At 63.7% G+C, this 12,727-nt stretch carries 10 protein-coding genes; all 10 read left to right on the top strand.

Features of this window, described 5'->3' with window-relative positions:
- Positions 1-60 precede the first annotated feature (60 nt).
- Positions 61-1,500 (top strand): M20 family metallopeptidase, encoded by a 1,440-nt coding sequence (locus tag JHD64_RS06265; RefSeq protein ID WP_199052621.1) that lies wholly within the window; start codon positions 61-63, stop codon positions 1,498-1,500.
- Complete coding sequence (locus JHD64_RS06270; RefSeq protein WP_199052622.1) at positions 1,493-1,630, top strand: hypothetical protein; 138 nt, start codon at positions 1,493-1,495, stop codon at positions 1,628-1,630. Before JHD64_RS06265 ends, JHD64_RS06270 begins: the two co-directional genes overlap by 8 nt.
- Positions 1,581-2,771: an MFS transporter gene (locus tag JHD64_RS06275; RefSeq protein ID WP_199052623.1), complete on the top strand. Its 1,191-nt coding sequence runs from the start codon at positions 1,581-1,583 to the stop codon at positions 2,769-2,771. Before JHD64_RS06270 ends, JHD64_RS06275 begins: the two co-directional genes overlap by 50 nt.
- A 103-nt stretch (positions 2,772-2,874) precedes the next feature.
- Positions 2,875-4,158, top strand: a complete 1,284-nt coding sequence (locus JHD64_RS06280; RefSeq protein WP_199052624.1) for a hypothetical protein — start codon at positions 2,875-2,877, stop codon at positions 4,156-4,158.
- A 3-nt stretch (positions 4,159-4,161) separates the two neighbouring features.
- Positions 4,162-4,941 carry a hypothetical protein gene (locus tag JHD64_RS06285; protein WP_199052625.1) on the top strand — a complete coding sequence of 260 codons (780 nt, stop codon included), beginning with the start codon at positions 4,162-4,164 and terminating at the stop codon, positions 4,939-4,941.
- Positions 4,941-7,760 (top strand): ATP-binding protein, encoded by a 2,820-nt coding sequence (locus JHD64_RS06290; protein ID WP_199052626.1) that lies wholly within the window; start codon positions 4,941-4,943, stop codon positions 7,758-7,760. Before JHD64_RS06285 ends, JHD64_RS06290 begins: the two co-directional genes overlap by 1 nt.
- Positions 7,761-7,834: 74 nt before the next feature.
- Positions 7,835-9,064: a DUF2399 domain-containing protein gene (locus JHD64_RS06295; protein WP_110313155.1), complete on the top strand. Its 1,230-nt coding sequence runs from the start codon at positions 7,835-7,837 to the stop codon at positions 9,062-9,064.
- Positions 9,065-9,142: 78 nt separating this feature from the next.
- Complete coding sequence (locus JHD64_RS06300) at positions 9,143-10,006, top strand: MBL fold metallo-hydrolase (protein ID WP_199052627.1); 864 nt, start codon at positions 9,143-9,145, stop codon at positions 10,004-10,006.
- A 596-nt stretch (positions 10,007-10,602) separates the two neighbouring features.
- Positions 10,603-11,505: a DMT family transporter gene (locus tag JHD64_RS06305; protein WP_059285719.1), complete on the top strand. Its 903-nt coding sequence runs from the start codon at positions 10,603-10,605 to the stop codon at positions 11,503-11,505.
- Positions 11,506-11,643: 138 nt separating this feature from the next.
- Positions 11,644-12,702 (top strand): histidinol-phosphate transaminase, encoded by a 1,059-nt coding sequence (hisC, locus tag JHD64_RS06310; protein ID WP_199052628.1) that lies wholly within the window; start codon positions 11,644-11,646, stop codon positions 12,700-12,702.
- Positions 12,703-12,727: the final 25 nt, after the last annotated feature.

Genomic DNA, 12,727 nt, shown 5'->3' on the forward strand with positions numbered 1-12,727 from the left:
ATTACCTTCCATAGACTGTGCCAGTTATTCAACCTTAAACAAGGTGCGAGGTAACTGCTAATGACTCAGATGTATGCGCAACGTAGCCATGCCATTGCCAGAGCACAGGCGTATTTCGATCAGGGAGGCTTGCTGGGGGATTTGCAACGCCGTGTCGCCTTTCATACCGAAAGCCAGAATCCGGTACAGGCTGATACCCAAATCGCCTATTTCCAGCAGGAAATCATCCCGGCACTGCAGGAGATGGGATTTTCCTGCCGGCTGCTGGACAATCCGGTGGCACCGCTGGCGCCTTTTTTGCTGGCCAGGCGGCATGAGGCGGACCATCTGCCCACCGTGCTCAGCTACGGTCATGCCGATGTGGTGCGTGGCGACGAGTCGCACTGGCGCGCCGGGCTTAGCCCATGGCGGGTGGCTAGCGAGGGCGAACGCTGGTATGGCCGTGGCACGGCGGATAACAAGGGCCAGCACAGTATCAATCTGGCCGCGCTGGCGGCGGTATACGCGCAGCGCGGTGGCCGTTTGGGCTTTAACTGCAGCTTCCTGTTCGAGAGCGGCGAGGAAATCAGCTCGCCTGGTTTGCGCGAGATTTGCCAGATCGAACAGGCGGCCTTGCGGGCGGATGTCTTTATCGCCTCGGACGGACCGCGTGTCAGTGCCGAGCGGCCGACGCTGTTTCTGGGTTCACGCGGCAGCGTGGTGTTTGAATTACAGCTGATATTGCGCGAAAGCGGCCACCATTCCGGCAATTGGGGCGGAGCGCTGCGTAACCCGGCGCTGGTGCTGGCCCATGCGCTGGCCAGCCTGGTGGATGCACATGGGGTGATTCAAGTGCCGGGCTTGCGCCCGCCGCCACTGGAAGAGGAGGTGAGGCGGGCATTGGCTGGCCTGATCCTGGCCGGGGAGCCGGACAGCCCGACGGTAGACAGCGACTGGGGCGAGCCCGGTCTGAGCCCGCTGGAGCGGGTGATAGGCTGGAACGCGCTGGAAGTGCTGGCCTTGGAATCCGGCAATACCCGCAAGCCGGTGAATGCCATCCCGCCCAGCGCCAAGGCTGTTTGCCAACTGCGCTTTGTAGTGGGGACGGATTGGCGCAATACCCGCCAGCATATCGAGTCGCATTTGCAGCGGCACGGGCTGGGGCAGGTGCAGGTTCGCGTGTTGTCCGCCACGCCGGCCACCCGGCTGAGGCTGGACGACCCCTGGGTGACATGGGCGCTGGCGTCCATCCGTCACAGTACCGACAAGCAGGCGGCCTTGCTGCCCAACCTGGGGGGCACGGTGCCCAACGATGCCTTTGCCGACATCCTGGGGCTGCCCACCTTGTGGTTGCCACACTCCTATCCTGGCTGCGGCCAGCATGCACCCAACGAACACTTGCTGGCACCGGTGGCACGCGAGGCGCTGGCACTGATGGCGGGCATCTGGTGGGACCTGGGCGAGCAGGGCAGTCAGATCATTGCGCAACGCGCATCTTTCACTGGAGCAGCGCATGTCTGAACGCAAACCGCTCAGCCTGACCCGCATTGTGCTGGCCACTTCCCTCGGCAATGCGCTGGAATGGTTTGATATCGCCATTTATGCCTTTTTTCGCCGTCCATATTGCCCATCACTTTTTCCCGGCGGGTAATGAAACCGCCTCCATGCTGCTGACCTTCGGTTCGTTTGGGGCGTCCTACCTGATCCGGCCGCTGGGCGGGGTGGTGCTGGGCAGCTATGCCGACCGCCATGGCCGCAAGGCCGCGCTGCTGCTGACAGTCAGCCTGATGATGGTGGGCACCGCCATCATCGCCCTGCTGCCCACCTATGCGCAGATTGGCGTGGCCGCGCCCATCGGCATTTTTCTGGCGCGGCTGATTCAGGGCTTTTCCGCCGGCGGCGAGTTTGGCGCGTCCACCGCCATGCTGATCGAACATGCGCCGCACCGCCGCGGGTTTCTCGCCAGCTGGCAGTTTGCCACCCAGGGCCTGGCCACCTTGTTTGCTTCGCTGTTTGGCTATGCCCTGGTCAAGCTGCTGACGCAGGAAGAACTGCTGGCCTGGGGCTGGCGCATTCCCTTCTTCTTCGGTTTGCTGATTGGCCCGGCCGGTTTGCTGATGCGGCGTTATCTGGACGATGCGCCCAGCTTCAAGCAGGCCGCGCATACCGCCACACCGGTGCGGGATGTCCTGCTAAGCCAGAAAAGCATGGTGCTGGCGGCCATCGGGGTGATTACCGTGTCCACCGCGGTCAACTACATGCTGCAATACGTGCCGACCTTTGCCATTCGTCAGCTGAAAATGGATGCCGCCACCGGTTTTGCCGCCAGCATGCTGGCCGGGGTGATTCTCACCGTGGTGACGCCGTTTTCCGGCTGGCTGTCCGACCGCATCGGGCGGCTCAGGCAAATGACCGTGGCCGGGCTGCTGTTTGCCCTCACCATTTACCCGGTGTTTTTGTATGTGTCAGTGAGCGGCAGTGCCTGGGCGCTGTATGTGCTGGTGGGCTGGCTGGCCTTGCTCAAGTCCATTTACTTTGGCGCCTTGCCCGCGCTGATGTCGGAAATCTTCCCGCCTGCCACCCGTGCCACCGGCATGGCCATTGGCTATAACGTGGGCGTGACGGTGTTTGGCGGCTTTGCCCCGGCCATCATCGTGTGGCTGATCAGCGCCACCGGCAGCAATCAGGCGCCCAGCTTTTACCTGATGTTCACCACCCTGATCAGCCTGGCCGCACTGGCGTATATCGCGCAAAGCCGGCGCGCGCCGCGAGTGCAGCCGTCCGCTGCCTGAGTGAGGGGGCGTGCTGCACCCAGGTTCGCCCCCTGCCATGCAAGATGCGTTGACTTACCCCCGTCCGGCCTTGGACAATCCGCTTTTGCTTTCTCATGCCGGAATGTCATTGGAATCGCTCGCCGACTTTTTCCAGCCGGGCATCGCGCCGGATTCGCTGTCCGGCGTCAATCGCCTGCAACAGGCCTGGCCGTATCTGTCTGTCTTCGTCACCCTGTTTCGTGGTGGTGACGAGGAGGTGCTGATGCGCCTCTTGGTGCTGCGCGAGCTGGGTAGCCGCGCCGATGCGCCGCGCTGGACGCCACAGGAAATCGCCCAGCGTTTTGCCTACCTCAACGACACCAAGCTGGCCACCATTCTGGGCCGCCTGCGCGAGGGCGAATTGCTGGTATACGACAGCGATGCCGGCCAGTACCAGCTGTCCGAAGGCGCCCGCGTGGCGCTGGCGGCGCTGGCCACGCTGATTGACTTTGCCGGTGATGATGTCGAACTGGGCTACCTCACCAGCCAGGTGGCGGCCGGGCAGGCGGTGGGGCAGTTGTCGGATGACGCGCTCAAGCACTTGCTGGCGCGCCTGAACGAGCTGTATGGCGAGTTTGCCGAAGCGCTGGAATCGCAATCGGAATTCCGCATCCGCGCTGCGCAGCACCGGCTGGAAGCCGTCTGGCGCTGGGTGGCCAAATCGACAGAAGTGATCCGCAGCCTCACCGCTGACGACACCCTCAGCCTGTCCGCGCTGAACCAGGCGCAGGCGGTCGCGCTGGCGCAAAGCCGCATGCTGGCGCTGGCCGGTACTTTCGAACGCCGTCTGGCGCAACTGGCGGCGCAGCGGGTGCATCTGGGCAGCTCCGGCCTGACTTCCACCGATATTGCCGACTGGCTGCGCCGTCAGGCAGTGGGCCAACTGGCCGATCAGTTGAGCGGCTGCCTGTCCATCAACCCGGAACCGGCCTTCATCGCTACGCCGGAACTGGCCGATATGGCGGAATTCGAGCTGCTGGCGCGCGAACGGGCCAAGGCCGGCAATACCACCTTGCCCGGCAGCGTGGCCGCGCCCCTGTCCGGCGAGCTGGAAGTAGAGCGCCTGTTTGCCGCCGAGGCCATGTACGACGAGCTGCTGACCCTGGGCCTGCAACTGGGCGAGAGCGGGGCCGACCACATCCCCATCCGGCAGGCGGTGCTGGCCGACAGCTACAACGAAACCGCCTACCGGCTGTCGCTGCTGTCGCTGATTGGCGACCCGGAAAGCCATGGCGATGCCAGCATCGTGGCTGCGCTGGCCAAATTGCCGTTCACCCTGCACGGCGGCGAAGCCGTGATTGAACCCGAACACCCGGAAGTCGCCACGCTGTCTGACGCGCGGCTGCTTCCTCATCCCCCGAATTGAGCCATGGAACAGCAACTGAAAACCCTCACCGCCCGCCTGCTGGCGCAGCGCGTGGTGCCGCGCGGCGATGCGCTGGCGCGCAAGGCGCTGCTGGATGACCTTTTCCGCCAGGAACTGGACAAGCGGCTGGCCGATGTCGGCCTGCGCCTGGTGGAGAACCCCTACGCCGAATACATTGCGGTGGCGCTGCTGCCGGAGATGACCGAGCCGGTATTCGGCAGCGGCGAAGCCTGGCTCAACAATAATCTGGGCCTGCCGCGCGATGGCGTGGCGCTGCTGGTGATTCTGTGGGCGCTGATCATCCTGCCCAAGCGCGAACGGCAGATTGCCCGCGTGGAAGCCGGGCGCGAAAACCAGAGCGATATGTTCGGCGCGCAAAAGCCGCTGGAAACCGGCGAGGGCGTGTCCACCGGCGTGTCGGAAGACGCGCTGTATGCCGACTTTGGCAAGGCGCTGGGTGGCCGTACCCGCTTCAATGCCAATCTGGGGCGGCTGGTGAACCTGGGCTTTGTGGTGCGCCGTAACAAGTGGCTGGATGAAGGCCCGATGCTGGATCTGATGATCGATTACAGCCAGCTGGCTCCACGTATCATCGAAGGTGCGCTGTCCGAGGTACTGGGCCAGCGCCGCAGCCAGGCCGCCGACGCCCTGGCCGACAAGACCGCCAGCGCCATTGCCCAGGCAGTACAGCCCACGGTGGTGGATGATGGCGCCAGCCTGTTTGCTGCTGTTGAAGGCCCCGAAGACGACACACAAGCCCCCGCGCAAGAGGAAGACCGCTGATGTTCCAGATGAAATCGGTAGAAATGGTGCACTGGGACTTCTGGCAACGGCTGGCGGTGCCGCTGGACGCGCAGATTGTCACCATCATCGGCCCCAATGGTTCGGGCAAAACCACCTTGCTGGATGCCATGCGCACCCTGCTGGCCATCAAATGCTCCGGCAAGCGTGACTACAAGCGCTATGTGCGTAACAACCGCGAGCCCTTTGCCTATCTGCGTGGCGTGGTGGACAACCCGCGTCGTCCGTCCGGCGGGCTGTATCCCACGCCCTTCTTTCCCATCGTCAGCGATGCGGTGACGCTGCTGTGCCGCATCAAGAAGCAGGGCGGCGACTGGGTGCGCCATTACGCCATTCTGGACGGTGATGTGCCGCTGGAACTGGCCGAGGCGCAAGCGCAATGGCTGGGCGTACAGGAATACCGTCGCCGCCTGGAAGTGGCTGGCCTCACCCCGGCAGTGGGCGAGGTGCTGGCGCTGGAGCAGGGCGATACCGACAAGCTGACCGAATACAGCCCCAAACAATTGCTGGACCTGGTCTTCCAGGTATTCGGCGACAAGGACGTACTGGACAACTACCAACGCGCCCGTGACGAGCAACGCGCCACCGAGCTGGAACTGGAAGCGCTCACCCGGCAGGAAGAAGCGCTGGAAGCGCGGGTGGAAACCATGAAAACCCGCGCCGGGCGTTTCCTGGAATGGCGTCAGCTCAGCCAGACCATCCGCCGCCTGCAGGACGAAGCCCTGCCGGTGCTGGCCTATCTGGATGGCAAGAATACGCTGGGCCAGACCTGGCAAAATTACCGCGCCGCTTATGGTCAGCTCAGCCGCACCCGACGCGAGCATCACGACACCTTGCAACTGGTAGCCAAGCTCAAGGCGGCCGAAGTGGCCGCTGGCGCAGCACGCCAGGCCGCCGAGCAGGCCCGTTTGCAGGCGCAAGAGCAGTTCATGGCCGCCAAGGCCGAACATGCTAGCGTCAGCGGTCAGCTGAAAGAGCGCGACCGCCTGCAAGCGCTGGCCAGCCGTGAATACGGTGCCGATGCCGCCGCGCTGTCCGACAAGCTGTCCGGCTTGCGCGGCGAGGCCGAGCAGCTGAAAGACGGCCTGCGTGAGCTGAACCGCCAGCGGGTTGATCTGAAAAACCATGTCGAGGCGCTGGAAATCGGCCGTGGCCGTTCGCCGGAAGAAGTACGTCAGTTCAAGGCTGCGCTGGATGAGGCCAATATCGGCCACGCCATGCTGTCCGACATCATCGAGGTGATGGACGCTGGCTGGCAGGGCGCGGTGGAAGCCATGCTGCGCCCCTACCGCCACGTGGTGCTGCTGGAAAATCCGCAGCAAAAGGGTGAAGCCTGGCGCTTGGGCGAAAAACTGCGCTTCCGCCATTTTGTAGTGCCAGAGCGCAGCAGCCCGCCACCAGCGCGCAAGGGCAGCCTGCTGGAAGTGATCCGCTTTTCCGCCAATGCGCCGGACTGGCTGTATCAGCAGCTGAACAAGGTCAACCGGGTGGAAAACGCCCAGGCCGGCGCAGGCGTTGATGGCGACTGGATTACCCGCGATGGTTACTTCCGCGAGCGCCGTGGTGCGCGCCATATTGGCGTGGCCGCGCATGAGTTCGCCTTTGGCGAAGGCGCGCGTCAGTCACGCCTGCTGGCGCTGCGCGATGAGCTGAAGCAGCTGAATGTGCGCATTCTGGCCGACGAAGAAAAACTGGTGGCCATCACCCGCGAGGCGGCTGGGCTGGCCGAGTATCTGGGCGGCATGGATGCCATCCGCCAGCTGGACAGCCGTGCTGAAGAATTTGCCGCACTGGCCGCCCGGCTGGACAGCCTGCAGGCACAGCAGCAAGAGCTGGGCGCACAACTGGCCGAAGCCAGTGCCACCAAGGATGCGGCAGACCAGCGATATAGCGATGCGCGGCTGGAGCACGACCGCATTTGCCAGCGCGAACAGGAAAGCCTGTCGCGTTACGACGGCAAGCGTCAGGAAGTGGAAAACAGCCGCCGTCAGCTGCGCCGCTTGCTGGCCGAACTGCGCGAGTGGGCTGGCCGTCTGCCGGCCGATGCCTTGGCCGCCGAGCATGTGGCCGCGCTGGAAGAGGAATACGAAAGCGCCGCCGATGCGCGCCATCAGCTGAGTTATCTGCAAGAACGGCTGCAAGGCGGCGAATGGGAAACCGACGAAGCCGTGCTGGCGCTGCGTGACAAACTGGCCGACGACCTGGCGCAGATCGACCGCGAACGTCAGCGCCGCCAGAGCGAAGTGGACCGCTCGCGCGAACTCACCGACGACGCCCGCGCCGCCTATATGGGCAAGCTGCGCGCCACGGTGCGCGCTTATGGTGCCAATATCAAGCGCCTGGGCGAGCTGGCCGGCATTGGCGTGGATGTGGAACTGCCCTCGCTGGAAAACGACGACGCCGCGCTGGCGCAAGCCGGGCTGACGCTGCGTTTCAACTTCGACCAGAAGGGCCTGATGGGCATGAACGACGGCGAGGCGTCCGGCGGCCAGCAGGTGATGAAGTCATTGATCCTGCTGATTGGCCTGATGATGGACGAGGCCAATCCGTCCGGCTTTGTGTTTATCGACGAGCCGTTTGCTCACCTGGATATTTTCAACATCGACCGGGTGGCCGGCTTCCTCAAGGCCACCGAGGCGCAATATCTGATCACCACGCCCAACACCCATAACATCAATATCTTTGCCCCGTCGGAACTGACGCTGGCTACCCGCAAGAAGCGGCCGGGCGAGCAGTGGGCCCCGCCCATCCTGCAAACACGCCGCCGGGTGGATGCACCACCCGCAGATACGCAGGCCTGATGCCATCACGCCGGCAGGAAACTTGTTTGCTGCCGGCGGTCTACTCTTCTCACCCCCAACTCTGGCAGAACCCCATGTCCAGCTGGTTAGCCCGTATTTCCCCGGAACTGGTCGAACGCCTGCCCATTGGCGCACGCGGCCATCATCTGCTGCTGCAACCCACCCTGGCGGCCACGCCGCTACTGTTGCCGCAGGCCGACCAGGCCCTGCTGCAGCGCTGGCTGGCCTTGCGCGTGATGCGCCAGCGCTGGACCACCCTGCTGGCGCAAAGTGGTGATGCGGCCCAGGCTGAAGACTTGCTGCGCCGCCTGCTGGAGTGCGGCTGGTGCGAGGTGGAGCTGCATGCCGAACCTGGCCGGCCAGGCCAGTGGGAGCCGTTCTGGGTCAGCTGGCGCGAGGTCTACCAGCTGCGCAGCCTGATCGGCCTGCCGGATGCCGACGCACGCGACGAGGTGGTGCAACTGTGGCGCGGCTGGCAGCCGCAGAATCCACAACTGCAAGCGCTGGCCGCCAGCCTGGCCCAGCGCCTGCAATCGTCCACACTGGAGCGGCGGCTGAAAATCGCCCAGGCGCTGGATGGCTGGCTGACAGCCGGGCTGTGGGGTACGGAACGGCAGTTTTCCCAATATGCGCTGGGGCGCAGCAAGGCTTTTGGCGAGGCCGACCGGCGCTGGCTGGCCGAATTCGGCATTGCGCTGGAAGCCTGTGGCATCTCGCGCCATACCCCGCACGTTTTCCTGTCCGGCGCGTTGACACTCTATGCTGCGGGTCAGCCCTTGTTGTCGGCTGCCTTGTTGCAAAGCGGGCTGGCGCTGGCGCCGGAAGCACTGCAACAAGTGGACGCCGTCCGCGGCACGGTACAGATGGTGCGTATTGTGGAAAACCTCAGCGTGTTCGAGGTGCTGACCCGCCAGGCCGAACCGGTGCTCACCATCTGGGTGCCGGGTTACCCGCACCGGCGCTGGCTGGCCGCGGTGGGCCATCTGCTGGCGGTATTACGCTTGCCGGTGCAAGTGGCCTGCGACCTGGATCCGGCCGGGGTGGCCATCGCCCTGCAGGTGGGCGAGCTGGCCGGGCAGGCCGGCTGCGCCTGGCAGCCCTGGCGCATGCAGGCGGACGAGCTGACGCTGGCGCATGGTGGCCAGCCGCTGAAAGAGGAAGACCAGCAGGCACTGGCCAGGCTGGCCCGCCTGCCGCTGCCGCCCATGCTGGCCGATCTGTGCGCCGCCATGCTGGAGCGCCAGCTGAAGGTGGAACAGGAGGCCTTGTTTATCGGCCATGGCGACGAGGGGCTGAGCGGCTGACCGTGGCCATGCAAAGCGGGTGACAGAACCGAGCGCTTGCTTGATAATCATCGGCACTGCATCTTGAGCGGAGCACCCATGCGTACCCTGACTTCCCTGCTTGGCAATTCCCAGAAACTGGACGGCGGCGCCATGTTCGGCAATGCGCCGCGCGCCATGTGGAGCCAGTGGCTGGCCCCGGACGAGCAACATCGCGTACCGCTGGCCTGTCGCTGCCTGCTGGTGCGCGAGGACGATGGCCGTCGCATTCTGCTGGAAGCCGGCATTGGCGCCTTTTTTGCCCCGGAGCTGAAAACCCGCTACGGCGTGGTGGAAGACGGCCATGTGCTGCTGGACAATCTGGCCGCTGCCGGCTGCAGCCACGAAGATATCGACGTGGTGGTGCTGTCCCATCTGCATTTCGATCATGTCGGCGGCCTGCTGGCGGCCTGGGATGGCGGCCCGGCGCGGCTGCTGTTTCCCAAGGCGCAGTTCGTGGTCAGCCGCAGTGCCTGGCAGCGGGCCTGTGCCCCGCATGCGCGCGACCGTGCGTCCTTCATTCCCGAACTGATTACCCTGCTGGAAAACAGTGGCCGGCTGGTGCTGACCGACGGCGAAACACCAGACTGCCTGCCAGCGGATTACCGTTTTCATCTGAGCGATGGCCATACCCCCGGCATGCTGCTGACCGAGATTCCGCTGGAAGGCGGGCCGGTGGTGTATGCCGCCGACCTCATCCCCGGCGCGTCCTGGGTGCATGTGCCCATCACCATGGGTTACGACCGTTTCCCGGAACAGCTGATCGATGAAAAGCGTGGCTTGCTGGATGATTTGCTCACCCGGCAAGGCCGGCTGTTTTTCACCCACGACCCGCAGCATGCACTGGCGCGGGTGGCGCGTGATGGCAAGGGGCGCTTCCATGCGGCAGAGCAGCTGCCGCGGCTGACGGCGCTGGCCAGCTGACTGTGGCATTTGTTTAACATTTTGCACGCGGGCCAGGGCCTTGCCGCGTGCTCATCGGCGGCGGCCTTTGCCGGTGACGGCTGGGCTGCTGTTGCGCAAGTGATTGTATTATTTGATCAAACAATAGCGATAAATCTTGATATTGCACAGTAAGTGCTTGTTTGTATGATTGTATACAATAATGTTTGATCAATTGTGTTGGAAATATTTCACAAATCCATCGACAGACCCTCAGCGCCCGCTTATGCTGACTGCTTCTGACTGGATGCTGTCCGGCTCGCCATGGCGGTGGCCGCGGCAGCGCCTTGCAGTTTGTTGATGGGGAATACATCTCGTGGGGGATGTCGTTGACCGGGGCTACGGCTCCGGTTTTTTTTGCCTGCCTGCGATGCAGACAACAGACGTCGGGTCGATGCCAACCGTGATGTGATGCGCCTGCACGGCGGACAGCCCCGCCATGAAAACAGTTCCGCCTAGCCGGCAGAGAAGGTGGGAAGACGCAATCTTCATCCCGGTCTGCTCGCCAGCGTGAGTGCATGCATGTTGCGCCGCAAAACAGTTGCCAGCCTTCCGCCCGGCATGGCATGGTTGAAACCATGAATTCACCACGTTCTTCCCACACTGCCGCTTACTGTCTGCTTAGCCTGGCCGCCCTGTTCTGGGCTGGCAACTTCGTCTTGGGCCGTGCCGTCCATGCCAGCATTCCACCGTTGACTCTGGCTTTTGGCCGCTGGTTGATTGCCCTGCTGGTGTTGCTGCCTGTCGGCCTCAAGCCCATGCTGGCGCAGCGCCCCTTGTGGCAGCCACACTGGCGCCGCATCATCCTGCTGGCCTTGCTGGGCATTGCCAGTTTCAATTCGCTGGTTTACCTGGGTTTGCAGTCCACCAGTGCCACCAATGGCGTATTGCTCAATTCCTTCATCCCCATCCTGATCGTGCTGTTGGGCGCAGTGTTTTTCCAGCTGCCGCTTAACCGGGGCCAGCTGGCTGCCGTGCTGTTGTCCTTTGCCGGGGTGTTGCTGCTGGTGGCGCATGGCGAACCGGCACGCTTGCTGACGCTGGATATCAATCACGGCGATGCGCTGGTGTTCTGCGCCATGCTGGCCTGGGCCGTCTACACCCTTTTGCTGCGTGGCCTGCCCGCCGGGCTGGATCGGCTGGGCTTGCTGACCCTGCTGGTGGCCATCGGCCTGCTGGCCATCCTGCCGCTGTTCTTGCTGGAATATGCCCAGGGGCGGCGGCCGCTGCTGAGTGTCACCACGCTGGCGAGTTTTGCTTACGTTGGCACCCTGCCTTCGGTGCTGGCTTATCATTTTTACAATCAGGGCGTGGCGCGGGTGGGGGCGGCGCGGGCTGGCAGTTTCATCCACCTGATGCCGGCCTTTGGTGCCGTGTTGTCCATGCTGCTATTGGGTGAGGCCATTCATGCTTATCACCTGCTGGGGATTGCTGCCATTCTGGGTGGTGTGTTGTTGTCGGCGCGTAGCGCAGGACGTTAACAGCCGCTGAAAAAACTGCGTCGTCGCACCCTGCACTGTCTGCGTCGGCGCGCCTTGCATCAGGGACGCGATGCTATTTTGTTAGCCGCTCTCAATGAACTACAGGCTGCGCGGGGCGTGGCCGGGAAAGGTTGAATCATGAGTCGTTTCTGGAGTCCGGTGGTCCATCAGCTCACGCCCTATGTGCCGGGCGAGCAACCCAAGCTGGATACGCTGATCAAGCTCAATACCAATGAAAACCCCTACGGGCCATCGCCCAGGGTGCTGGAGGCCATCCGTGCCGCCACCGACGACAGCTTGCGCCTGTACCCGGACCCCAGCGGCGACAAGCTGAAGGACGCCATTGCCGGTTACCACGGTGTCAGTCGCCCGCAGGTGTTCGTGGGTAACAGCTCGGATGAGGTGCTGGGCATCGTGTTCCAGGCCCTGCTCAAGCATGAACAGCCCTTGCTGATGCCGGACATCAGCTATGGTTTTTACCCGGTGTATTGCGGCCTGTTCGGTATTCAGGCGCAACAGGTGCCGCTGGACGACAGCCTGTCCATCCGCGTGGAGGACTACCGCCAGCCCTGCGGCGGGGTGATTCTGGCCAATCCGAATGCGCCCACCGGCCGCCTGTTGCCGCTCTCGGCCATCCGCCAGCTGCTGGATGATCATCCCGACCAGGTGGTGGTGATCGACGAAGCCTATGTTGATTTTGGCGGCGAGAGTGCCATCGCGCTGGTGCATGACTATCCCAACCTGCTGGTGGTGCACACCTTGTCCAAATCGCGCTCGCTGGCCGGGCTGCGCGTGGGCTATGCGGTGGGCGATGCCACGCTGATCGAGGCGCTGGAGCGGGTGAAAAACAGCTTTAACGCCTACCCGCTGGACCGCTTGGCGCTGGCCGGGGCGGTGGCCTCCTTCGAAGATGACGACTACTTCCGCCACACCTGCCAGGCGGTGATGCGCACGCGTGCACAGTTGACCACGCAATTGCAGGCGCTGGGCTTCGAGGTATTACCGTCGGCGGCCAATTTCGTGTTTGCCCGCCACCCGCAGCACGATGCCGCCATGCTGGCCAACGGCTTGCGGCAGCAGGCGGTGATCGTGCGTCACTTTACTGCGCCGCGCATCAACCAGTACCTGCGCATCAGCATTGGCACCGATGCCGAATGCGCACGGCTGGTGCAAGTGCTGGGCAGCCTGCTGTCCTGAGACGGCTGGCCGATTTCAACTTAGG

This window comes from Aquitalea sp. ASV15 (assembly GCF_016429115.1).
GTDB classification, from domain to species: Bacteria; Pseudomonadota; Gammaproteobacteria; order Burkholderiales; family Chromobacteriaceae; genus Aquitalea; species Aquitalea magnusonii.